We start from the raw sequence: 23,019 nt of genomic DNA on the forward strand, positions 1-23,019 counted from the left end.
GTTTTCATGCCCAGTGCTGTCTCAATCCACCCTTGATTCGGGCTCAATAATAAATTTCGAGCGCAATCCTGTCACAATCCACCTCTCACCCAGACAAAACCACCGTTCCCATAACCTCTTTTGCCGAAACCATCCACACAAAAAGGACTCGGATTTAAAAATCCGAGTCCACTCCTCCAAAATAACAACGAACCAAACTAATTAGCCCGCTTATTCAATTCCGTACGATAAGTTGCTTCCACGTTCTTGCTGATGGACTTTCTTAGATTAAAGTAAATGTATACAGCCATTCCTACTAGCACATAAAACGATCCGTAAAAGTATAGTTGGCTAAAGGAAAGCCCAGATGCTAGTAGTCCAACGATATAGGAGCCAAGACCAATTCCCATATCAAACACAGATAAAAAGGTGGCGGTTGCCATGGCTCTTCGTTTCGGTGGGGCAGACTGTATGGCGATGGTTTGGAAGGTTGGGAACAAAGTACCCCAACCAAGGCCAATAAAAGCAGCTGCAAGCAAAAAGATAAAACCTGATGATGCTTGACTCAGAATGAACAAACCAATGGAGAAAAGAACAATCCCAGGAAACACAATGATATTTGCTCCAAATTGATCAAACCATCTTCCAGTAAAGGGACGCGACACTAAGAGCACAATGGCATAAACGACGAAGAAAAAGCTTGCGACGTGTCCTAAATGGATCTCATTTGCATACACAGAGATGAATGAAATGATCGATGAATAGATAATCGCAAAGAAAGCACCCGTTATGGCAATCGGTAATGCGGTTTTCTCAAAAAGTGAACCTGTTGTAAACTTAGTTGGTTCCTTTGAAGTTTCTCTCTGCTCCTTTGTTTTTGATAAAGTGAAACCTGCAACAAGTCCACCTAATGAAGCAACAAGCGCAATCATAAGCATCAAGGTAATGCCGCCACTTTGCATGGAAGTCAGCCCGAGATAAGGACCAATGACCATTGCTAGTGCCGAGGACAAGATAAAATATCCCATCCCTTCCCCTCTTCTTTTTTCAGGGATAATATCCGCTACGATTGAACCTGTAGCAGTCGTTGCCATCCCAAAGCTTAACCCGTGAATCAATCTTACGGTTAAAAGTTGTGGAACACTATTCGAAAAGAAATACAAAAGGGTGGTCGCAAGAAATAATACTAATGAAGTGATTAAAATGATTCTTCCGCCATATTTTTCGATTAGTTTTCCTGAAAAGGGGCGAATAATAATCGCTGCTAGAAGAAATGCCGTAGTAAGTAAACCAGCTGAGGATTTGGATGCTCCTAAGTCGTTAACGATGTAAACGGGTAATGTTACTAAAAGAAAATAGAAGCTCATAAATAAAAAGAAATTGCTAGCTGAAACTGCAATAAAGTTTCTAGTCCACAATTTTGTTTGTGTATTATCATCCAAGATGTTCACAACTCCCTATAATTTTTTTAACCATGTGGTCACCATGACTCGCAGTTTCTTTTGATCATGTTCTGAAAGACTGCTAACGATTTGATTATTCACATTCATAACGGCTTGCTCCCAAACCGGATAGCTCGTGATTGCTTTTTCGGTGAGTCCAATGTACTTTTTACGTCGGTCTTCCCCTTCCGTCTGTTCAACAAGTCCCAGCTTTTGAAGCTTCTGAATGGTTCTTGTCATCGGTGGAGCTTCAATGGCTAAATAATGGCATAGCTCCTTTTGGGTCATAGATCCTTTTTCCTTAAGCACAAATAAAACGGACCATTGAGAGCTGTAAATTTCAAACGGTTCTAAAGCCGCATTTATTCTTTTAGTCAGGTTCCTTGAAAGTTGGTGGATACTATGAAATAGTTCGTGATTCTCCTCCATATAAATACCTCTCCTTACCTATCCGTATGATTACTATATCACAAATTAGTTACCTAGGTAAGTAATTTACAATAAAAAGGGCACCCGCGAAAAACGAAGTGCCTGTTTGAATCGTTCATTTTTATAATTTATTAGCAAATTCTCCGAGCTTCTTTGAAAGTTTTTCAATTTCCTCAACCAAGGAAGAAATCTCATGAATGGACTGCGCTTGTTCATCACCAACTGTGGCAATTTTTTCAATCGATTTTCCCATATGGTTCGTTGCTTTTTGAATTTGTGAGGTGATTTCACTGACCTTTTGTGTGGACGATACGGTTTCTCTCGAAAATTTCCGAATCTCGTTTGCCACTACTTCAAATCCTTTACCATGCTGTCCTGCTCGAGCCGCTTCAATTGCTGCATTCAAACCGAGTAAGTTCGTCTGATCCGCAACTTTCTTGATCATTGACAAAACGACATCCGTTTCTTTCACATTCTCTCCTGCTTGGCTCGACTGTTCGAGGAGCTCCTTTGATAGTCGGACTAAGGATTCAGATCCTGTCGACACTGCATTAATTTGTTCCGTAGCGAGCGACAAGGAATTCGAGATTTTCTCAGCAATGGCTCTTAGTTCACTCTGTTTTCTAATTTGAACGGCTATGCCTCCAATGACCTTGTTATTCTCATCATGAAGGGGAAGAGCCGTACCTGTAAATTCAAATCCATAAAAATCTTTTGGTACTTCTGCTTGCAACCTTTTATTTTGTCGAATGGCCACGGAAAGGGGTTCTTCTCGATGAATTTTTTGTCCTACTTTAATGTTTAAATCAATATTATCACCTGGAAAATAGGCAATAAATTCTTCAAGATTACAGACAGCCATCGATAAATCAGCAGGAATGGCTGCTTTAAATACTGGGATGTATTCAACTAATTGTTGTAATGAGTTTATTTTATTCAAAACGTGCTCTCCTGTTCGTTTTCTTCTACTTTATAAATGGTATAATTACCTTATTAATGGAAATTCACCACTACTAGAATAAATCTAGTTACTTTTTTTTACAAGTGGTTATTTATATAGAACCTATTTTTATAGGTTTATTTAAAGGGGGAAAAAGATTGGCTCCAATTATTCAAGTAGAAGGAATTCAAAAACAATTCGATGCTCGGCCTGTTTTATATGATGTATCTTTCACCGTTAATAAAGGCGATATTGTTGGGTTGCTAGGACCCAATGGCAGTGGAAAGACAACCATCATTCGATTATTAAATGGTGTCATCGAAGCCACAGCGGGAAAGATACTCGTCAACAATTGGGATCCACATTCACAAGGTCATGAAATTCGAAAAATCAGCGGTATACTTACAGATGGTGCAGGTCTTTATCACGAAATGAGTGGTGTTGATAATCTTAGGTTTTTCGGGAAACTTTATGGAGTAAATGATGAAACGAGGATTCAACAATTACTTGAGGACTTTCAACTGGCCGACCATCAGCAGAAAAAAGTGGGTACCTATAGCACAGGAATGAAACGTAGATTAGGAATCATTAAAGCCATCTTACATAACCCGACCATCCTGTTCTTAGATGAACCAACCAATGGATTGGATCCAGAAGGTATTCAAATGGTCCTTCAAAATATCCATACACTAAACAAGCAATACGGCACCACGATCTTCCTTTGCTCTCATATTCTGCACCAGATAGAAAGCGTTTGTTCACAATATTTATTTTTGGATCATGGCACCATTATTGAGTCAGGTACCAAGTCAGAATTGGAAACAAAATACATCAAAGAAATCTCTGTAAAAATTGAAACAAATGCCGTAGTAAATGAATTAAATCCTCTTTATAAAGTGGTCAAACAGGACGGCTCTTACATCACCTTTATCCTGCAAACAAAAGAGCAACTTCCAAGATTATTAGAGGAGATATTGAAGAAGCAATTCTGGATTCACCATGTTGAGATTCAAAATAGAGATTTAGAGAGCTTGTATTTTCAGATTAGAGGTGTGAAAAATGAAGATAAATAGGCATGTAGTGTGGACAATAGCCATGAAAGATATTAAAGGCATAACAAGTAATAAACAAGTGCTCATCGGTCTGATTATCCTGCCGTTAATTTTCGCGGTCATTTTTCCTGCTGCATTTATTTTACTTATTCATTTTGTTTCTCTCACCTCTTCTGATATTGAGATCATGACAAACACTATTATTTCTGGTCTACCTAACGGCGGTATTAAAGATACGATTAACGCGTTACCGTCCTTTAACCATCAAATCATTTATGTAATCGTAAACTATTTGTTAGGTTCCATGTTTCTACTTATTCCCGTAATCAATTCGATGATGATTGCTCTTAATAGTTTTGTTGGAGAAAAGGAAAGAGGCACCTTAGAGAGCTTGTTATTTGCACCGATCACAGTAAAAGAACTGTTTATTGGAAAGGTACTATCCGCTTTTGTGCCCACCATGGTGTTAACAATCGGCAGCTTTGTCCTTTTTGGTGTGATTACGACTGCTATTACGTATCCAATCTTTAACGGTTTTATTTTTCCAAATACCAACTGGATATTACTCGTATTTTGGTTATCACCAATCATTACATTATTTACGATTTTAATAGAAGTATTAGTGTCTGCAAGGTCAAAAAGCTTTCAGGAAGCTCAGCAAATTGGTGGATTGGTCGTCCTTCCAATCGTTGGATTATTCGTTGGTCAAGCGACAGGAATGCTCATTATTAGCCCGATCATCCTTCTTTTGGTTGGCCTTTTCTTATTGATAATTAACGTGCTACTGCTTTTCTTAATATCTAAATACAATAACCGAAACACCTTATTTGAAAGCCAAGTGTAATAAAAGAGAAAAGGTACAGACAAATGTACCTTTTCTTATTCAATTACTCCGGTTTCTGTAATTAACACTTTACTCGATACTTTGAAAGTAGTATTGGGATAGACTTCATGCCACTTTTCCGGATCAAAATTTCTTGTTTTAGTTTTAGCTAAAGCACCGATTCCAATTGGATCGATGCCTTTATCCCGGAAACGATTCAGCAACTCTTCTGTTCGTTTATTTATTTGCTCTTCCAATGACTTTCCAGCTAAATCGATGACCTTTGGATCAAGGGTTTTACCTGAATATTCTCGTATATGCGCTTCTAATTTGACACGTAACTTTACCTTAGGCTGAGTTAATGGGTCCTCGATTTCATACTTCCTTTTCGTCGTTATATTGTACGTAGTGACATAATCCTCCCCTACTTTAAATAGACTCTCGGCATTCGCCGAGTTAGATGGTACAAGGATTTTCTTGTACCATTTTTATTTGATTCCTCCTACTTTTAGTAGGGGGATGTTTCACGTTTTATAAGAAGAATTGGAAATTCCTCAGTGAAATTTTGTTGATTTTTTTGTCGAAAATACTTGACTTTTTGAAAACACCACAATAATCGCCGGCGAAGGGATTTATTTCCTTATAAACCGTGAATTGGGGTGTTGAGGTGAAGCCAACTGTCGTTAGTCATGAAGATTACCAAAACTTCGTTTTAGAACAATTAAGAAAGCATTACTCTGGTAACGTCCTTACTATTGTAAATAATGATTGGCCCATTATTTACAAGTTATGGATCACTGACCTTTCTCAGATTACCTCGTGGCTTCGGAGCTCTTATTCGAATAAAGGTCCGGAGCCTCGTGATCCGTCTTCTATGATGCGCTCTTACCTTTTGCTTCTTTTGGCTAAACCAACTCTCAGTATTACTGAATGGGTTGATGAATTGTATCGAGTGCCTTTCTATGCCATCATGAGTGGCTTTGAACCGGGGAAAGTTCCTGGTATAGGGACTTTCTACGATTTTTTCCACCGTTTATGGGGAAGGGATAACGCTAATATAAAACCCAATATCAAACCGAAACGCCAAAAAAAGAAAAAGAAGAAACCCAAGAAAGGCGAAAAAGCGTCCCCATCAAGTCCAGGTATAGTTAGAAAGTTAATCGATCGTTTTTTTCGTTATGATGCTAAGAAAAAAGTGCTGCCAAGCGATCGATTATTTGAATTATTTCAATCTCAATTTCTCCATGTATCAGCGAACCTAGGCTTACTCGGAGACTTGGACGCTCTAGGGGTTGTCGGAGACGGTACCCCGATTGAAACGGCTAGATTTCCAAGAAGCAAGCGTACTTGTGAATGCAGTGCCCAAGGACTAACGAATTGTAACCATCCTCGTCATTATTCCCAACCTGACATCGACTCAGGGTGGGACAGTTCACGGGAACGCTACTTCAACGGATACCATCTCTACATGTTATCCACTAGCGACAGTCGATACGACCTACCCTTGTATCCAAGACTTCAACCAGCTTCCCGGCATGATTCTGTCAGTCTTGTTGCCAGTTCTATTGAATTTTCGCAACGCACTACCTTGGGCACAATTGGTAAGATTCTCTTGGATGCTGCTCATGATGCGGAACCTATTTATGAATTGCTAGATCATTATAATATCGAGCCTTTCATTGATCTGAATGTTCGAACCAAGAAAAATTTCAGCACTGAAAGCGATATACAAATATCTCCCGAAGGGACACCAATTTGTTCTGCAGGGTTAAAAATGAAGCCCAATGGTTTTGATAAATCCAAAAACCGGCAGAAATGGAGATGTCCACTCGCATGCGGCACAAAAATTACTTGTGAGAATCCCTGTTCTAAAGCTAAATACGGTCGAACATTTCATACATTCCGGAAGGACAACCTTCGGTTGTTTACTAAGACTCCGAGAACGTCTGAAAAGTGGAAGCTAACTTATAAGCGTCGTACATCTGTAGAACGGTCGAACAAACGTGAAAAGGTTGATTATCATTTAGAATTAGGTCGTCATCGTTCCACGAAAATGTGGTACATTCGGACTTATGCCATTATGATGTGCCAACATATTGATGCTTGGTACGACGTTAAAAAAGAAAAGCTGAATCTCGAAAATGTCATTTTTAAAAAGTCTGCTTAATCATTTTTAAAAATTTTATAAGCAAGGCTTATTTGGTATGCATTTTTTTGAAAAAGGAAATGAAAAAAAGGAATTTTCATCGAATCGAAGCTAATTTCCAGTTATTTTTTTACAAATCCCATAAAAATGACTTAGTTATTCCGAGAGTCTATTTAAAGGTATAGGAACCATTCCTAAAATTCTCCATAAGTGCTTTGAAAAAAAACATATCACTATCATTTAGATAATCTACAGCTTTATCTCTTTTGAATAAGGCGATTCCAATAATCTTCACTTTATTTCCTGTCAATTTCACATAGGGAAGAAAAGGTTCCTTTACTTTTGAATAATACGAGTACATAAATAAATGTAAATTCGATCGAGGTAGCTCCCTGTACCTCATATTATGTTCAAATAAGGTATTTAAATAGGCTCCTGTTCCAAGGTTTCCAAGATTCTTCTCCAGTATCTCATCCGCTTTGCCATCAACAACAGCCAAATACAATCGAGAACCAATGGCCGCATCACGTTCAAATGTATCCGTTATTTCGTATATTCCTCTTTCCGCTAATTCTTTTCCGAAGAGAACGACTTCAATTCCCCCATTTTCTAATGGGTCCGCTGATTTCATTTGGGATTGTCGGTTAATTTCTTTGCTTACTCTAGCCACACTCATAAAGGATTCATTAGATATACTTTTATCCGCTTTATAAACCGGGATTACGATGGTTCCTTTTACTTCTCCATCATCTCTAGCATCATAACCAACCGCACTCATAATATTGATATCATCGATGATTTTTTGCTCTACACAACCTGTTAGAAACATCATGGAAATCAGTAAAAAAATGACTTTCCTCATGCGGATTTCCGCCCTTTCATACGATAAAAAATAATACTAAAAAGAAATAAAAAAGGAATATAACCATAAATTAAATAAAAACCTATTTCAGCAGTAAAATCACTTATCATTTCAATCTGCTCACGGGTTTTTAAAACACAACTACCTGCACAAACGAGTAATAATAGGACGACTAATAGGGTTCGTTGTTTCTTTTTAAAGACTCGTTTTGCCCCCCGGCTTGCAGACCACATTGCTAAACAAAGATTTGGTAAAATCACAAATAACCAAGAAGAAATTGCCACGTATTCGATTCGCTCGACAAATGGAAGTTGAACGATTTTTAACATGGTAAGTGTTGCCCATATATTTCGATTTAATTGTTCTTCAGAAAAGTACGCTATACTAATGATCATAACGGCAAGATAGATAAAGATTGTCGATGCTGAACCTAAATGAGCCCATTTTTGTGATTTCTTCGGATCTTTAAAAAATGGATAATAAAATAACAATGTCTCAAACCCTAACACACTTAAAGTAATTTGCTTGGTTGAACTTAAAATTTCAAACACGGAGTGATCAAAAATAGGAAGCAGATTTTCAAAAAACGCATACTTTAAGGGATAAAACAAGGAAAACAGCAAATAGGCAGGGAGAACAACTCCTAAAACGGCCATCCCAGTAACCGTACGGAGGCCTCCATTGACAACATAAAATACAATAATCAATATCACTAAAGAGAAAAGACTAATTCTAATGCCAGGAAACATCCACACCTGAACCACTTCTATATAGGATCTTAAGACCGTCAGTGTTAATAAACAAAAGTATAAGACTAACATAATAGAAAAGGCCGATCCTATCCATTTGCCAAAAAGAACCCGATGTACATCAGTAATATCTCCATTTTGTTTATTTAGAATTTGATACATCATCCATATGACTACATGAACTCCTATTCCTCCTAAAATAATAGACATCCACGCATCATTTCCAACTGCTTTTGTGAGCACTCGCTGGAACCCTAAGATTCCAACTCCTATTTGGATCGCTTGTACTAGGTAAAAAGAAAAAAATGGTGACACTTTTAATCGGTCCGGGATGGTAGTCACAAAGGAACAACTCCTTCTAACGAGCTATTCATCAATATCTCGATGAACTTTTTCATCTTTTGGTGAAAAGCGCTTTTTCTGTTCGGGATGATTGTGAACAGGTCTTCGACTTAGCTTGGAAAACGGCAGTCGAATAATGGTATCCTTTAAATCTCTAACCCTTGTAGGATAAAATGGCTCTAGATATGGTCTCCCTAATGAGGTTAACTGCAATAAATGTCCTGCTAGAAATGCAAAGCAGAGAACAATTCCAATTAAGCCCCATGCATGTGCAAAGAATAAAAACGGAAACCGAATCAAACGAATCGTGTTACCGAATTGATAGGTTGGAGTGGTAAATGAAGCCAAGGCGGCCAAGGCAACCATAATTAACAAGACATTACTAGTTAACCCCGCTTCAACCGACGCAGTCCCGATAACGATCCCGCCTACGATACCAATGGTTTGACCTACCTTCGTTGGAAGTCTTGCTCCAGCTTCCCTGAGTAATTCAATGGTCAATTCAAGAAACAGAGCTTCTAATATCGGAGGTAAGGGAATCGCTCTTCTAGATGTAATTAATGTTGCCAGTAAATCCTTTGGAATTAATTCATAATGATACGTCAAAGTCGCGACGTATATAGGTGTAATCAATATAGAGAAGGCAATGGATGCAATTCTGACAATCCGAATGAAGGAAGCAGCATACCAATTTAATAAATAGTCCTCAAATGTAGAGATGGACTCATTAAACGTAGTAGGACCGATCAATGCATGTGGTGATCGATCGACTAATATGGCTAGCTTGCCCTCAGCTAATGCGGTCGCCACCCGATCAGGTCTTTCCGTATCAAGAATTTGTGGAAAGGGGGAGCGCTGGTTATCCGCAATAATTTGTGAAATATATGCTGTATCGCCAATCGCATCAAAATCGATTTCATTCAGCCGCTGCTTGAGCGTATTTACATTTTCTTCATCTGCAATATCTTCTATATATAAGTAGGCCACTCCAGTATTTGATAAATCACCGATTGTAATTTTTTCAACTCTTAGGCTATCAATCGGCAATCTTTTTCGAATAAGGTAAATATTTGTATCTAACGATTCAACAAAAGATTCTTTTGGACCCACCACACTAAATTCAACTTCAGGTGGAGAAATGGACCGATTCTCATTTTTCATTGCAGGAATCAATACACCATGATGATCTGAATCTGTAAAGTAAATATACACATATCCTGAAGGTAGCTTCTCAGTCAGATCTTTTGGGCTAGTAACATCAATAATTTCCTCAATCGGAATCTTTGACTTTAGTTCCTCCAAGTCACTGATTTGTAGCAAATTCGGTAGGATATATTGATGAATTACTTCCGCATCCACGATACTTGAAAAATAGGAAATAACATACGGAACCTTGCCATGCTCTTTCTTATAAAACACAAAATCAGTTGATTTCCTTAGAGAATCAAACGCTTCCCTTATGGTCGTTATTTCTGGTTTTTTCTAAGATTTTTTGTTACTCCCTTTTTTCATCAAACTACTCACCGAACTTTCACAAAGTAAAAATTATGCTAGGATTATTATCCTTTAAGAGGGAAAAATTATACTTTCTTTACATAAAAAAGACGTAGAGAATAGGTTCTCTACGTCGGACCCGTTATTGTAAATTTCCTGATTTCGCCAGAATATTCCAGCTTTCACCGTGATCAGTAGTTTGGTAAATGTCATTATTAAAACTGACGAATGTGATTTCATGCTCGTTTTTTGGATTGATTGCTGCATACATGACAGCGTCTTCCTTCATCTTCGGCAAGGCAATTCCCTCTTCATTATCATCGGTTAAGTTTCTTATTACAAATGAAGGCTGACCATCATATTCACCGTACAGGAGGCTATTCTCTGTAAAATAAACAATTGTCCCCTGTGTTCCAGTTGTTAGTAACTCAAAGGATTCCCCCTGGTCTTTAGATAAGTAAATTCCGTCTTCACCCGCAGCAGCCAATATATTTTTATCTGTTGGATGTACAGCCAATCCGATGAGTTCTCCTTTTAAACCACTTGCTGCAACTTCCTTCCAATTAGCTCCCTCGTCTTCACTCACATAAAATGCATCAGCCTCCATAACGGAGTTTTTATGTGGACTCATTGCAAAAATCTGATGATTGTTATATCCAACACCCATAAGATGGAAATCCACTTCTGCTTCAAAGCCAAGACTTTGTAAGGTTTGACCATGATCCACACTTTTCATAATGCCAATCGGATTGGGCAGCTTTGAATCTGTTCCCGGATGACCGCTAGAATAAAAACCATCATTGGTGGCGTTAAAACCCATATAATCATTGTTTTCCCTCTTCGTTTTTAACCATGTTCCATTCTCATATACCTTTAACCCGTCATGTGCGGCAAAAAAGGGAGCCGCTTGATTTCCCACATACCCTAGCCCGTGGATATGATCGATGTTTCCTGTGAAGGGCTCAAAAAAGTCATGTGATACAAGCGAGGCTGACGTTGAATCTTTGGTTTCATCCTGTGAGTCTGATCCCTGAGTTTCGGTTTGATTTGTTGATTCCTCTGGTTGAGCTGTCTCTTCTTCTTGACTACATGCCGTTATTGTTAAAAGACTAATAGTAGCCATTAGTAAAAATTTATTCATCTGAAAAAGGTCCTCCTCCTTTTAATGTGAACCATGTCCTCCACTTCCATCAGCTGGAGAAATCTCTAACATACTATCAATCATTCCTTGAGTATCCATGGAAACTTCCTTCAAATTCGCTAAAATATAAGCGTGGTTGTATGGCCCCACAGTTGGGTCATCTGTAAACTTTGGTTGAAGAGCTCCTAAATATTCATGTACTTCACTTGTCGCTTCTCCATTCTCTAACCAAAGAAGGGGCGCATGCTTTCCTAAATGGGCAAATGGAGCTCCAGCGATGGCAAACTCAGGTTGAGCTGTTGTTGTAAAAGCAAACCCATGTCCCGGCTCCGTCACACCCCAGCCAAAGCCTGTTTTTGCATCCTTAAACTTAGCAAACGCAATGGATGCTTCCACGGGAGTTTCTCCATCAATACGAGTTACCTTTCCATACTCTTGTAAGCTAGAAACAACTTCCTCAGAAATCACTTTTTCAGGTGCTAACACATAGATATTTGCATTATTCCGACGGGTTTGTAATGCTTCCACAGTCGCTTGTGGGATGTCATCCTTTCCAACAAATAAAACCGGTTCAGGCATATGTGCAATCCAATTAGAGGCAATGAGTGAGTATAATTTTGCATCGTCTTCAAGAGAAACGATAATCACACTTTGAGGCAACTCCCCAGCCGTCTCCGCATACTTCTTATCCACTGCTAAAGCAAATTCAGCCGAATCGTTACCGGTGATTTGCTCTACCTTGTAATCTGCTAACGCATCTAAAACCTTTTCGGTCGCATCTCCCATGACCATCACTTCTGTTCCATTGACATTTCCAGTTGGGCTCAGGCGATTAATTTCATGTAATGTTTCTTCAGAAAGCTCTTGATTGTAAAATAATACGGGCCCATTATTCGGATGGTGGATTAAATCCGAACCAGCAAGAGCGATTTGCCATTGGTCAGCAGGTGCTAAAATAACGGTTCCAGGTCGATTATCCTTCCCTGTTGCTGGCCATATCGTTTGCGAAACCATAATCGCTGCTTCTTCCAAAGTATCAGCATCCAGTCTCGTTACATTCTTCGTGCTAGTAACAAGAAGCTCATTCGTTACTTTACCATTGGTTTCGGTAACCTCCGTATGCTCTCCATGCTCACTTTCTCCTTCTTTTCCTTCTTCACCATTTGAGGTACAAGCAGCTAAAAATGTTAGTAGCAATATACTTATCACACTTGCAAATAGCTTTTTCATTGTTGGAACTCTCCTTTTTCTACAAATTCATAGTGGAAACAAGTTTTACTTTACCAATACTTTGTGCAGATTTTATGCATAAAGTTTGATCCTTTTTTGTCATCTCATAGTTTTGCCTATTTTTCTCATTCATAAAGTAAGATTTCCATAGTACTTTCGATTACTATAGAAGTATGACAGGAAAAGGAGATTTCCCTTTGAAAAAACTATCGATCAAATTAGGTGCTATTTTCTTTTTATGTATTTTAGGACTTGAATCGTTTATGTTCATCTTTCTTCATTCCGCTTTAGTCGAATCACGGATACAAGAAGAACTCAATGCTCTTCAAGCTCGCGGGAATTCTCATCGTGCCATTTTAGAGAACCATTTTACCCCAGAAACGATTGCTCACGTTGCTTTAATGGAAACAGAATCCACGACAGACGTAGTGGTAACTGATGCTGACTTACGTATACTTGGGTCTTCGAGTAAAAATGAACAACTTATAGGAAACATAAAGCTGCCTTCAAATGAGATTCCTCAAGGTGGACTCATTATCGAGAATGACTGGGAAACAGAACCTTTCATTTCTACCGTTAGCTCGTTAGAAAAAAAAGGAGAAATCATAGGCTATGTGTTCATGTTTCAAGACACAGAAACCGTTCATTCATTAATCAAGCGATTAAACCAGCATTTTGTTTTTGCGGGGTTCTTAACGGTTGCTCTAACGTTATTTATTATCGCTTTACTATCGAAGGCAATCACTAAGCCTCTAATAAAGATGAAGGATGCTACCTTTCAAATCAGCCAAGGGAACTACTCTATCTCTTTACCTGAAACAGGGAACGATGAACTTGGCGACCTCGCAAAATCGATTGAATCACTAGCACATGATCTGACCTTTTTAACGCAAGAGAGAAATGACTTTCTGGCAAGCATATCGCATGAACTACGAACACCGATCACTTATATAAAAGGATATACAGAAATGATCCTGAAACGCGATCTTTCTGAGAAAGAAAAACAGAACTATCTAGCGATTATTCTGGAAGAAACAAACCGATTAAATGATTTAATCAAGCAATTATTCGACTTAGCCAAAATGGACCAAAATTCCTTTCAGATTGAAAAAACGGAAGTCAACCTAAAGGAGATTCTTGAAAAAGTGGAAGTCAAACTAGCCCCAGCATTTAAAGAGAGGGGAATGACTCTTCACATCTCTTGCCAAAAGGATTTCTTTTTACATGCTGACCCAATCCGAATGGAACAGATTTTTTTAAACTTGTTGGATAATTCGATGAAATATTCTTCAACTGGCGGAGTAACAAACGTGTCCGTTGAACTAAAGAAAAGCCAGCTTTTTGTAACGATTCGTGATACTGGTAACGGCATCCCTGAAGAGGATTTACCACATATTTTTAACCGCTTTTACCGGGTTGATAAATCGCGGACTCGCTTGCTAGGTGGTGCAGGTCTCGGGCTTTCCATTGTCAAAGAACTAGTAAATAAACATAATGGAACAATTACGGTGAAAAGCGAGATCCAAGAAGGAACGGAATTTCAAATGATGTTTAGGGGAGCGTGGAGTGATGAAAACGATCTTACTGGTGGACGATGAGCAACGAATGTTGGATTTATTAACCCTTTATCTAGAACCAAAAGGATACAATTGTGTACCACATACTTCTGCTTTAGATGCACTTACCTATCTATCATCCTATCAGGTTGACCTTGTTCTTCTTGATATCATGATGCCTGAGATGGATGGTTGGACTCTCTGTGCAGAAATTAGGAAAAAATGGAATCTTCCTATTATCATGTTAACGGCACGCACAGATAAGACCGATGTGGTGAAGGGACTTGATATTGGTGCAGATGATTATATCTCGAAGCCATTTGATGAAGACGAACTACTTGCTCGAATTGGGGCAGTATTAAGAAGACATAAGTCGACAAGCCCACTTCTAACGTTTAAAGGGCTCATATTAAATCTAGAATCCTTTGATCTGCATTATGAAAAAACACCGATTTCATTAACCCCAAAGGAATTTTCCATGATGGAGCTATTTTTAACTCATCCTAATCTGGTATTTACGCGCGACCATTTAATCACCAGCTTATGGGGACATGGAGTCACCACTGAGGACAGAACGATTGACTCCCATGTCCGGAATCTCCGAGAAAAATTAAGAAAAGCCCATTTCCCTGCTGATGAGCACTTACAAACCGTTTGGGGAGTAGGGTATAAATGGCAGAACGGATAATGGAACCAATACTTTTTATTTTTGCAAGTGTGATTGGAAATGTGCTCATCGCTGTAGCAGGTGTCATTCCGAGTGCCTTTTTGACGGTAGCGAATATTTCCATCCTTGGTTTTGAGGTTGGATTAGTTGTTTCTATTATTGGAGAAGCACTTGGAGCCATCGTGAGCTTTTGGTTATATAGAAAAGGGTTTTCACGGGTGAAGGACAAATTTCAAGTCAAGTGGAGATGGGTTCAAATCCTTCTAGACCGGTTGTATCAATCAAAAGGGGCTGAGGCTGCTGCGATTGTTCTTTTGCTCCGGCTGTTGCCGTTTGTTCCATCTGGTTTCGTGACACTGACTGCTGCGGTTGGTAAGATGAATATTCTAGCTTTCGGAATAGTGAGTACGATAGGAAAGATCCCTTCTTTGTTTATCGAAGCTTATGGAGTTCATCATGTTCTGAAATTTGACACCCACCTTCAATTCATCTTGGTCGCTGTTGTTATCATGATATTTGTGATTGGGTTTTTCATAAAGAAACGTCCCCGCGGTTAATACGAGGACGATCTTACTATTGGAAAGCTACAACAGCGGAACGCTCCACCTGATTTTATACTCTCAGAAAAATTCCTAGAATGAAAGATGTTTCCTGATAAAACTTTCATCTAACGTTCTTCATACCTTTGATGAAGGACGTTTCTTGCTTAATTCTTCATCTTAACATTCTTCATCCCCTTGATGAAAGACGTTTCCTGCTATAACTCTCATCCTAACGTTCTTCATCCCCTTGATGAAGGACGTTTCCTGCTATAACTCTCATCCTAACGTTCTTCATCCCCTTGATGAAAGACGTTTCTGAGTTAATCCTCCCTCCTAACATTCTTCATCCCCTTAATGAAAGACGTTTCCTGCCATAACTCTCATCCTAACATTCTTCATCCCCTTGATGAAAGACGTTTCCTACTTTAACTCTCATCCTAACGTTCTTCATCCCCTTGATGAAGGACGTTTCCTGCTATAACTCTCATTCTAACGTTCTTCATCCCCTTGATGAAAGACGTTTCCTGCTATAACTCTCATCCTAACGTTCTTCATCCCCTTGATGAAGGACGTTTCCGAGTTAATCCTCCCTCCTAACGTTCTTCATTCTTCTTTAACGCAAAAGTGCCCTCACCAAAATGATGAAGGACACTCTATCTTTAGTTCTTTGAATTTTGACCAACAATATTCTCCAAAGCAATAATCAAATGATTCAGTTGATCCAGGCTAGCAATTACTTCTTTCATCGAATGTCTTTGGTCCTCTACCCCTGCATAAATTTCTTCTGTTGTGGCGGAGGCTTCTTCCGTAATATTGCTAATCGAAGTTACTTCATTAACAATGCTGTCCGAAGCTTCTAATAAAGATTTTGTTTTATGCTGAATTTGATCCGCCTGTGAAAATACATTGGTTGTATTTTCTCTTATAAGTTGAAGAATATTTTCTGCTTCTTTTGCCGCTTTCGAGCTTAATTCAAAAGCATTTTTACTATGGTCGAGTTTTTCTTGAAGCTGAATAATTTTTGAAAAAATGTCTGTTAACATGCTTCCTACTTCTTCGGTTGCTTGACGAGAATGTTCAGCTAATTTACGAACCTCGTCTGCAACGACTGCAAACCCCTTGCCTTGTTCACCCGCACGAGCCGCTTCTATACTTGCATTAAGAGCCAGCAAATTGGTTTGTTCCGTGATTCCTTTTATCGACCCAAGCATTTCTTCAATTTTGCTATTTTGAGCGGCAAGAGTTCCCATCAAGCTAACGGTTTCCGTCATGCTTCCTTCCACTTTCCCCATATTAGAAGCAAGCTGAGATAAATGTGTGGCACCTATTTGAGTGGACTCACCTGTCTTACCAGATAAAGCCTTCATATCCTCTGATGTAGAAGTAACAAGAGAAATTTCCTTATGAATTTTTTCAATATTATCCTTAATATCATGAATGGAAACGGCTTGGTATTCCACCCCTTTAGCTACTTCCCCAAAACCAACCGCAATTTCCTCCGTTGCCTTGCCCGTATGACTTACTTCGGCTTGAATCGATTGATAAAAAGATAATAACCCATGAACAGAGGTTTTAATGTTCTCAAAGGTTTGTTGAAGTTGCTGCTGCTGATTTTTTGATTCTTCTAAGTGTACGTTCACATCAGATACTACTTTTCTACCAATAACAGAAATAATCATTCCTGCCACACCACACATCGTAATTAACACGTATAAAACAACCAGATCCAGAACGGGCAATTGCAATGTTTGAAAGGCTGGATTAATAAAAAACTGAATCGTAAAAACAAATAACATAAGAGCGGTTGCCACAATCATCACTTGACGATCTAAATAAACAATGGAAAATATCAAATACAGAATAAAAATCGGCCAAGCATTAAAGGTTGGAATGGCTATTAGTAGAAAATGACTCGCAATAAATATTAACGAGACTACTAGATACTTCGTCCAACTATAGCTTGCTAGTTTTTTGTTAATCACAAATAGTAAAGAACAAATGATTACTGTTAACGCAAAGAATCCAAGCATTGGTCCAAGCTCAATTTGCTTTAAAAAATACATGAGCCCGATGGTCGGAATCGCTGATAAATAGAGCGCAATTACTGTATATGTCAGCAACTTCGTGCCCAGTTTTTCATAATGTGTAGCCATAGTGCACCTCTTCTATTATTACTTTGTTTTCCTAAATGAAATATCGACAAAATTTGTGATACCTTTAGCTGAAAAACACACCGGCTATAAATAAATTTTTTCCCTCTGTAAAGCCTTCCCCTCTTCTTTTCATTTGTTTGATTCCATATATTGATAGTAATTAGGTTTTCTACAGGGGGTTCGATATGAACGATAAAATTGTCATCATTACAGGGGCAAATTCGGGGATTGGCAAAGCAGCTGCATTAAAATTTGCGACAGAAGGATATCGAGTAATCATGGCTTGCCGCAATTTGGAGATTAGTGCAGCCGTACAAAAAGAAATCATTCACACGACCAAAAATAACCATGTAGATTTGTTGAAGCTTGATACTTCTTCTTTTGATTCTATTCGTACTTTTTGTGCAGCTTTTAAAGATACATACCCACACTTGGACATCTTAATCAATAATGCAGCCTACTTAAACCATGGTGAAAAAGAGTATAAACTTAGTCCTGAGCATATCGAATTGTCTTTCGCTACGAATACATTCGGTCCTTTTTTACTGACTCGTTTATTAGCTGATCATTTGGCAAAATCACAGGATCCTAGGGTACTCAATGCCTGTACAACAAACATCAAAAACTTTTTCAACCCTAATAGGAAAATCGAGTTTGATAATTTGCGAGGAGAAATGCGCGGCACTCGCTCGTATAGTGTTTATAAAATGTACGGGGACTCGAAAATGGCCCTGCTGATGTTAACCATCAAAATGGCAGAAGAACTTAAAAGCCAGGGAATTAAAGTCAATGCCCTTCAAATTAACCGTGTAAAGCTATCAAAAGAGACGATTCATAAAATGAAGTCTTATTGGAGAATACTTGCCTGGACACAAAATCTCACTAATCCTTTACCATCGGGCATGGCCGATAATTACTTCCACATTTGCACCTCAGAAGAATTCAAGAATGTTACCGGCCAACTGATCAACCATAAGAGAGAAATTGTTGAACCATCTACAACAGAAAAAGGCTTCACACAAGTAAAGAATATACTTGGTTCAAGCAGATATCCCAGATATGCCACAAATCCTCAAAATGTGGAACAAATATGGAGCTTGAGCACCACGCTCACGGAAGAATAAAAATAGGGTTCATGCGTATCTTTTAGCATGAACCCTTCCTTTTATCCAGCCTTTTTTACAGACTTTATTAGAGCTTGAGATTTTAATTTATGAATATCCTCACGAATGAATAGAGAAAGAACGAGTGCAATTACAAATAATCCCGAAAAGAAGGATAAGCTCCCTGCATAGCTTCCGGTCGTATCCTTAATCCAAGCGGCAAACAGTGGACCTGCCAAACCAGCAGCAGCCCATGCAGTTAAAATATACCCATGAATCGCACCTAACTGCTTTGTTCCAAATAGGTCGCCGATATAAGCAGGAATCGAAGCGAAGCCCCCACCATAACAAGTATAAACAACGATCAGCATACCCATAAACAACCATTGAATCGACACTTGCGGTAAGAAAAAGAAGATAACGATTTGCAGTACAAAGAATGCGGTATACGTGTTAGGTCTCCCAATATAATCGGATAAAGAAGCCCAGCCAATTCGTCCGAGACCATTAAAGATTCCAATCGCACCAACTAACGCAGCAGCTGTGGCCATATCAATCCCAATTGCTTCCATCGCTAACGGCTTGGCCACTGCTAAAATCGCAATTCCACAGGTAATGTTAATGAATAACATGAACCATAAATACCAGAAGCGCTTGGTCTTAACAGCTTGATTGGCTGTTAATTGTGATAAATCCAACGTAGCCTTAGCTTTTCCAGTAGCAATCTTCTCTTTAAACCCCTCTGGCAACCAGCCTTCTTCTGGTTTTTCAAGATATAAAGAAGAGACCACCATGATGAGAAAATAAGAGATTCCTAGAATATAAAAGGTGTTAGCCACTCCAACAGAGGTGATTAATGAGTTCATGATCGGGCTAGCAATCGCTGCTGCAAAGCCAAATCCCATAATAGCTAAACCTGTTGCTAGACCTCTTCTATCAGGAAACCATTTTACGAGAGTGGATACAGGAGCAATATAACCAACTCCAAGCCCAATTCCTCCAAGAGCCCCATAAAAGAAGTACAACATGAACTTGGATTCCATATCAATAGCAAACCCTGCCCCTGTCATCCCCATTCCGAAGAATACCGCTGCTAGTAACCCAGCTTTTTTCGGTCCGTATTTCTCTACAAAATGTCCTAAAAAGGCCGCAGATAATCCTAAAAATAAAATAGCAATACTAAAGGTTAAAGCCACCTCAGAATCAGACCAACCAAACATCTCTTTTAACGGCGCAGTAAAGTTACTCCATGCATAAACGGAGCCAATCGAAATATGAATCCCCACTGCTGATAATGCGATCAACCACCTGTTCTTCCTCACTAACATCTCTCCTTATTAAATTCTAAAAACGTTATGAATGGATCATAACGGATTTTGCTTATCTTAGGATTGAATCAACCGAAACACGAACATTAATAATATGCAAACTAAAAATATTCGTCTTTTAAAAGAATAAACCTACTTTACCATGTGAAAGTGAGGAAGACAATAGTAAATATGATATTTAATGTGGGAATAGTATTAATTTGAAGAATGAAAAATAGCTGTAAGCCTTTTAATAAGTGCTACAGCTACTGATGTTTATTGGAGGAAATAACAAGTGGTTTAGTTGGTCGTAGGGATTTAATCCAACTGTAAAATTCTCTCTTACTATGTGATAAGCTATCATAACTAAAAAAGGAATAGTCCACAAAATCCAGGTAGTTCTTTAACTGTTTCTTGTGTCCATTTCTAAACGCATTATAATCCCATAAGTTAGGTCTTTTAACAGGCAATGGTTTTACTTTTTGTAAATAAGGATGCTGTTGATAAACAATCGCAAGCGTACGGATCATTCGCTTTTGAGTCCGATGATGCCTAGCCTGAACGAGCAATTGTATGTAATCCACTTGGTCTCCAACCTGATAAATCAGTTGAATGATATCTAGAAAGTGTTTCGGAGAATCCAGATTATGTCTCCATCCATGCAAGCAAATCATATAAAAGGTATGATAGTCTGATAGTTCTTTGATATATTGGTAGTTTCCTAAAGTCCTAGCTCCCTGCCAAAACTCTTCAATCGGAAGCTTGGAGGTATCATCCCTTAACAGGTTCCAATGTAACTCTATTATTAATGGAATTTTGGAGTTTGGAATTGGTTTACTGAAGCTGTAGTGAAAATGGCCTTCGATTGGTTTCTCATTAATTGTGAACCCCAAAGCTATAACTGTTGTTATTGCTTTCTCTAAATCCTTTGGGTGGATTAACAAATCTATATCTGATGTACATCTAGCTCCAATATGACCAAAGTACTTTTCAGCAAATAGTACGCCCTTTAAAGGAATAGCTGGGAGTTCAGCTTGATCAAAGCAATCCAACACTTTTATTAATTGGCTTTTGATAAAAAGAGATAAGAAGAGATTTTCTTCGTATTGCTCCTTCAAACGTTCTTGGAAAAATACAGGTGTTTGATTTAAAGTTCCTTGTTGCTTTAATAGGGAGTAAACTTGAGGAGCAACACCAAACTCCATGATTTCTTTTAACAGGGATTTATAATTATATGAATCTAGGGTTACCTCTGATTCATACAAAGCCTGAATCCATTTCACCTCTTTCCCTCTCCTTTATTCAGATGCTAGCTCAACTCTTGGTTTGAACTTTTTGCGACTAAACGTGTGGAAGTTCGTTATAATAAAACACTTCTTCTATTTAGATATCTTCTTAAGAAGTCAGTTAAAATGGGTTGATTCATAATTAACCATCCCCAGAGATGTATTCTTAGTTGGTTTGGAAAAACTTTATGGTTTCCTTTATCAATATATTTGAGTGTACCAAGGATGTTTTCATTTCCGATTGGCTGGTCATAACTTGTATTTGTATCACCTTTGCAGAAGTATTGTAACTTACCGTCTTCATTTGCTTTGCTGTAGTAGTAGCGGTGAGCAACCAATTGACCGGATTCAGTCCAGAATAAAATGACATCACCCTTCTTCAATTGATTACCATTACAAGGAACAAAGCGACAGATATCTCCATTTTGAATGGTCGGATACATACTATAACCTTGACTTGGAAGATCTAACCACCCATCTTTTTGAATAGATTTTTGCAATAAAGAAACCGTATCGATATCAAACCTCATGGGTTAACAGTCCATATTGTAACAATTCATCCAAAAACTGCTCGATATCTTCTGTAGTAATATCCTCGACACTCGAATACTCTTCTTGAACCGCCTGCCTAATGGTTTCCGCCGTTTGCATTGATTCTAAAAGAGTCCAGCAGTATCCACCCACTTCATTCACTTTCGTAACGGTAAAATTGTCGGTATTTAGAATAATCCAATTTTCATCTAACTGAGTACAATCATATGCACTCTTTTTTATATATTGCTTCATTAAGAAATCAACTCCCAAAACGCATTATTCTTTTGGAAATGTAACTCGTAAACTGGAACTTGTTCAACAAGCACTTTTAATAGATTTAATACTTGCTTAGTCTCTTCTTTAGAATGAGACCAATAAAAAATCTTATTGACTAATTCGAGATACGCATCTGATTTTGCCATGAATTCTCTATTATTATGCGTTGCTTGGTGTAATAGTTGAATAGATGCTAGACAAGCAGGGAGCTCTCTTCCTGATGCTTCTAACTCACTTCGAAAAGGGGAGTTGAACACCTTAATGCCCTCATTTGTAATCTTAACAATACTTGCCTCATCGGAGAGCAGCATCCTAGGGCTAGAAAGCTTTGCTACTGTCGACTTACCTGCACCTGAATGTCCAGTAAAAATGTGGGCTTTCTTATTATCCAATACACAGGAAGAATGGAGTAATAATCCCCAGTTGTGGTAGACAATGTAGGAACTGTATATATTCATAAACGCATGTTTCAACGCTAATTCATCATGAACATAAATTGTCATTTCTTTATAATCTAATGTTGCTTTTATTAAATAATCCGTTCTACGAAAAGTGATGTATTTCGAGGATTTTGTAATATCAACTTCGTAGTCTAAAAATGGCTTTCCGTAGTTGTCAGCGATACTAATCTTCATATCCAACCTATTTGAAGAGATAGTCGCATGAATAAAATATTTATCAATAAATTCCCCTACCCAATTGGACTCCCATTTCAAGTGGGTATAATGTTCAGCAATTAATACACATGTTTTGTTCATGTTATCAACCCTTAGAGGTTGAGATCAAAGGAGTAATCTTTGATTTCCAACCATCCTATTTTTCTTAATACAGAACGACCAAAATGTAGTTATCCTAATCCATAATGAAAATACACTTCTTTTTCATATAAAAACATTGGATACTACGATTTATTTTATCTCTTCAATAGTTCTTTTTAAAGAACATTTTTTCGACACTTTTCGCTAT

22 protein-coding genes are annotated in these 23,019 nt (G+C 38.3%); 7 read left to right on the forward strand and 15 right to left on the reverse strand.

What is annotated here, in order from left to right; genetic code table 11:
* Positions 1-197 precede the first annotated feature (197 nt).
* The 3 genes from MKX65_RS19290 to MKX65_RS19300 all read right to left on the reverse strand — a co-directional run bounded on the left by MKX65_RS19290 (position 198) and on the right by MKX65_RS19300 (position 2,790).
* Complete coding sequence (locus tag MKX65_RS19290; RefSeq protein ID WP_340905138.1) at positions 198-1,421, reverse strand: MFS transporter; 1,224 nt, start codon at positions 1,419-1,421, stop codon at positions 198-200.
* 15 nt (positions 1,422-1,436) lie between these two features.
* Positions 1,437-1,850: a winged helix DNA-binding protein gene (locus MKX65_RS19295; protein WP_160549660.1), complete on the reverse strand. Its 414-nt coding sequence runs from the start codon at positions 1,848-1,850 to the stop codon at positions 1,437-1,439.
* A gap of 121 nt (positions 1,851-1,971) precedes the next feature.
* Positions 1,972-2,790, reverse strand: coding sequence for a methyl-accepting chemotaxis protein (locus MKX65_RS19300; protein WP_340905139.1), 819 nt, complete (start codon positions 2,788-2,790; stop codon positions 1,972-1,974).
* A 158-nt stretch (positions 2,791-2,948) separates the two neighbouring features.
* Between MKX65_RS19300 and MKX65_RS19305 the strand changes: the two genes are divergently transcribed.
* Together MKX65_RS19305 and MKX65_RS19310 are read left to right on the forward strand one after the other, a co-directional pair.
* Positions 2,949-3,863: an ABC transporter ATP-binding protein gene (locus MKX65_RS19305; protein ID WP_340905140.1), complete on the forward strand. Its 915-nt coding sequence runs from the start codon at positions 2,949-2,951 to the stop codon at positions 3,861-3,863.
* Positions 3,850-4,686, forward strand: a complete 837-nt coding sequence (locus MKX65_RS19310) for an ABC transporter permease subunit (protein ID WP_340905141.1) — start codon at positions 3,850-3,852, stop codon at positions 4,684-4,686. The genes MKX65_RS19305 and MKX65_RS19310 overlap by 14 nt, the downstream gene beginning before the upstream one ends.
* Before the next feature lie 35 nt (positions 4,687-4,721).
* Here MKX65_RS19310 and MKX65_RS19315 read toward each other — a convergent pair whose 3' ends face one another.
* Complete coding sequence (locus tag MKX65_RS19315; RefSeq protein WP_340906320.1) at positions 4,722-5,138, reverse strand: Ger(x)C family spore germination C-terminal domain-containing protein; 417 nt, start codon at positions 5,136-5,138, stop codon at positions 4,722-4,724.
* A 194-nt stretch (positions 5,139-5,332) separates the two neighbouring features.
* On the opposite strand from MKX65_RS19315, the gene MKX65_RS19320 reads away from it, so the two are divergent.
* Positions 5,333-6,832, forward strand: coding sequence for a transposase (locus MKX65_RS19320; RefSeq protein WP_340902990.1), 1,500 nt, complete (start codon positions 5,333-5,335; stop codon positions 6,830-6,832).
* A 148-nt stretch (positions 6,833-6,980) separates the two neighbouring features.
* Here the strand turns inward: MKX65_RS19320 and MKX65_RS19325 are convergent, their stop codons facing one another.
* From MKX65_RS19325 to MKX65_RS19345, 5 genes are all read right to left on the reverse strand, one after another.
* Positions 6,981-7,673 (reverse strand): Ger(x)C family spore germination protein, encoded by a 693-nt coding sequence (locus MKX65_RS19325; RefSeq protein WP_340905143.1) that lies wholly within the window; start codon positions 7,671-7,673, stop codon positions 6,981-6,983.
* The gene (locus MKX65_RS19330; RefSeq protein WP_340905144.1) at positions 7,670-8,764 is read right to left on the reverse strand and encodes a GerAB/ArcD/ProY family transporter; all 1,095 of its coding nucleotides are present in this window, start codon (positions 8,762-8,764) and stop codon (positions 7,670-7,672) included. The genes MKX65_RS19325 and MKX65_RS19330 overlap by 4 nt, the downstream gene beginning before the upstream one ends.
* A gap of 24 nt (positions 8,765-8,788) precedes the next feature.
* Positions 8,789-10,234, reverse strand: a complete 1,446-nt coding sequence (locus MKX65_RS19335) for a spore germination protein (RefSeq protein WP_340906322.1) — start codon at positions 10,232-10,234, stop codon at positions 8,789-8,791.
* Between the two features lie 166 nt (positions 10,235-10,400).
* Positions 10,401-11,399 carry a F510_1955 family glycosylhydrolase gene (locus MKX65_RS19340; RefSeq protein WP_340905145.1) on the reverse strand — a complete coding sequence of 333 codons (999 nt, stop codon included), beginning with the start codon at positions 11,397-11,399 and terminating at the stop codon, positions 10,401-10,403.
* Between the two features lie 21 nt (positions 11,400-11,420).
* Complete coding sequence (locus MKX65_RS19345; RefSeq protein WP_340905146.1) at positions 11,421-12,629, reverse strand: cell wall-binding repeat-containing protein; 1,209 nt, start codon at positions 12,627-12,629, stop codon at positions 11,421-11,423.
* A 197-nt stretch (positions 12,630-12,826) separates the two neighbouring features.
* On the opposite strand from MKX65_RS19345, the gene MKX65_RS19350 reads away from it, so the two are divergent.
* From MKX65_RS19350 to MKX65_RS19360, 3 genes are read left to right on the forward strand one after another with little or no spacing between them, the layout of a single operon-like run.
* Positions 12,827-14,227, forward strand: coding sequence for an ATP-binding protein (locus MKX65_RS19350; protein ID WP_160549776.1), 1,401 nt, complete (start codon positions 12,827-12,829; stop codon positions 14,225-14,227).
* Positions 14,199-14,873, forward strand: coding sequence for a response regulator (locus tag MKX65_RS19355; RefSeq protein WP_160549777.1), 675 nt, complete (start codon positions 14,199-14,201; stop codon positions 14,871-14,873). The genes MKX65_RS19350 and MKX65_RS19355 overlap by 29 nt, the downstream gene beginning before the upstream one ends.
* Positions 14,858-15,409, forward strand: coding sequence for a VTT domain-containing protein (locus MKX65_RS19360; protein ID WP_160549778.1), 552 nt, complete (start codon positions 14,858-14,860; stop codon positions 15,407-15,409). The genes MKX65_RS19355 and MKX65_RS19360 overlap by 16 nt, the downstream gene beginning before the upstream one ends.
* Before the next feature lie 644 nt (positions 15,410-16,053).
* On the opposite strand, the gene MKX65_RS19365 is transcribed toward MKX65_RS19360, so the two are convergent.
* Positions 16,054-17,547: a methyl-accepting chemotaxis protein gene (locus MKX65_RS19365; RefSeq protein ID WP_340905150.1), complete on the reverse strand. Its 1,494-nt coding sequence runs from the start codon at positions 17,545-17,547 to the stop codon at positions 16,054-16,056.
* Between the two features lie 185 nt (positions 17,548-17,732).
* Here MKX65_RS19365 and MKX65_RS19370 point away from each other — a divergent pair, with 185 nt between their 5' ends.
* Positions 17,733-18,671 carry an SDR family NAD(P)-dependent oxidoreductase gene (locus tag MKX65_RS19370; RefSeq protein WP_160549780.1) on the forward strand — a complete coding sequence of 313 codons (939 nt, stop codon included), beginning with the start codon at positions 17,733-17,735 and terminating at the stop codon, positions 18,669-18,671.
* Between the two features lie 41 nt (positions 18,672-18,712).
* Here MKX65_RS19370 and MKX65_RS19375 read toward each other — a convergent pair whose 3' ends face one another.
* From MKX65_RS19375 to MKX65_RS19395, 5 genes are all read right to left on the reverse strand, one after another.
* Complete coding sequence (locus tag MKX65_RS19375; protein WP_340905153.1) at positions 18,713-19,978, reverse strand: L-lactate MFS transporter; 1,266 nt, start codon at positions 19,976-19,978, stop codon at positions 18,713-18,715.
* A 245-nt stretch (positions 19,979-20,223) separates the two neighbouring features.
* Entirely contained in the window at positions 20,224-21,240 is a 1,017-nt protein-coding gene (locus MKX65_RS19380; protein ID WP_340905154.1) for a nucleotidyltransferase domain-containing protein, read from the reverse strand.
* A gap of 77 nt (positions 21,241-21,317) precedes the next feature.
* Positions 21,318-21,773 carry a signal peptidase I gene (locus MKX65_RS19385; protein ID WP_160548932.1) on the reverse strand — a complete coding sequence of 152 codons (456 nt, stop codon included), beginning with the start codon at positions 21,771-21,773 and terminating at the stop codon, positions 21,318-21,320.
* Positions 21,763-22,029, reverse strand: coding sequence for a PqqD family protein (locus tag MKX65_RS19390; protein ID WP_340905155.1), 267 nt, complete (start codon positions 22,027-22,029; stop codon positions 21,763-21,765). The genes MKX65_RS19385 and MKX65_RS19390 overlap by 11 nt, the downstream gene beginning before the upstream one ends.
* Complete coding sequence (locus tag MKX65_RS19395) at positions 22,029-22,811, reverse strand: hypothetical protein (RefSeq protein ID WP_340905156.1); 783 nt, start codon at positions 22,809-22,811, stop codon at positions 22,029-22,031. Before MKX65_RS19395 ends, MKX65_RS19390 begins: the two co-directional genes overlap by 1 nt.
* Positions 22,812-23,019 lie beyond the last annotated feature (208 nt).

It is taken from the genome of Robertmurraya sp. FSL R5-0851, from assembly GCF_038002965.1.
Lineage (GTDB): Bacteria > Bacillota > Bacilli > Bacillales > Cytobacillaceae > Robertmurraya_A > Robertmurraya_A beringensis.

What these genes read in the sequence shown, in the direction of transcription:
- MKX65_RS19295 (WP_160549660.1), bottom strand. Translation starts at nt 1,850, where the DNA reads ATGGAGGAGAATCACGAACTATTTCATAGTATCCACCAACTTTCAAGG.
- MKX65_RS19310 (WP_340905141.1), top strand. Translation starts at nt 3,850, where the DNA reads ATGAAGATAAATAGGCATGTAGTGTGGACAATAGCCATGAAAGATATT.
- MKX65_RS19325 (WP_340905143.1), bottom strand. Translation starts at nt 7,673, where the DNA reads ATGAGGAAAGTCATTTTTTTACTGATTTCCATGATGTTTCTAACAGGT.
- MKX65_RS19340 (WP_340905145.1), bottom strand. Translation starts at nt 11,399, where the DNA reads ATGAATAAATTTTTACTAATGGCTACTATTAGTCTTTTAACAATAACG.
- MKX65_RS19345 (WP_340905146.1), bottom strand. Translation starts at nt 12,629, where the DNA reads ATGAAAAAGCTATTTGCAAGTGTGATAAGTATATTGCTACTAACATTT.
- MKX65_RS19355 (WP_160549777.1), top strand. Translation starts at nt 14,199, where the DNA reads ATGAAAACGATCTTACTGGTGGACGATGAGCAACGAATGTTGGATTTA.
- MKX65_RS19360 (WP_160549778.1), top strand. Translation starts at nt 14,858, where the DNA reads ATGGCAGAACGGATAATGGAACCAATACTTTTTATTTTTGCAAGTGTG.
- MKX65_RS19365 (WP_340905150.1), bottom strand. Translation starts at nt 17,547, where the DNA reads ATGGCTACACATTATGAAAAACTGGGCACGAAGTTGCTGACATATACA.
- MKX65_RS19370 (WP_160549780.1), top strand. Translation starts at nt 17,733, where the DNA reads ATGAACGATAAAATTGTCATCATTACAGGGGCAAATTCGGGGATTGGC.
- MKX65_RS19375 (WP_340905153.1), bottom strand. Translation starts at nt 19,978, where the DNA reads ATGTTAGTGAGGAAGAACAGGTGGTTGATCGCATTATCAGCAGTGGGG.
- MKX65_RS19385 (WP_160548932.1), bottom strand. Translation starts at nt 21,773, where the DNA reads ATGAGGTTTGATATCGATACGGTTTCTTTATTGCAAAAATCTATTCAA.
- MKX65_RS19390 (WP_340905155.1), bottom strand. Translation starts at nt 22,029, where the DNA reads ATGAAGCAATATATAAAAAAGAGTGCATATGATTGTACTCAGTTAGAT.
- MKX65_RS19395 (WP_340905156.1), bottom strand. Translation starts at nt 22,811, where the DNA reads ATGAACAAAACATGTGTATTAATTGCTGAACATTATACCCACTTGAAA.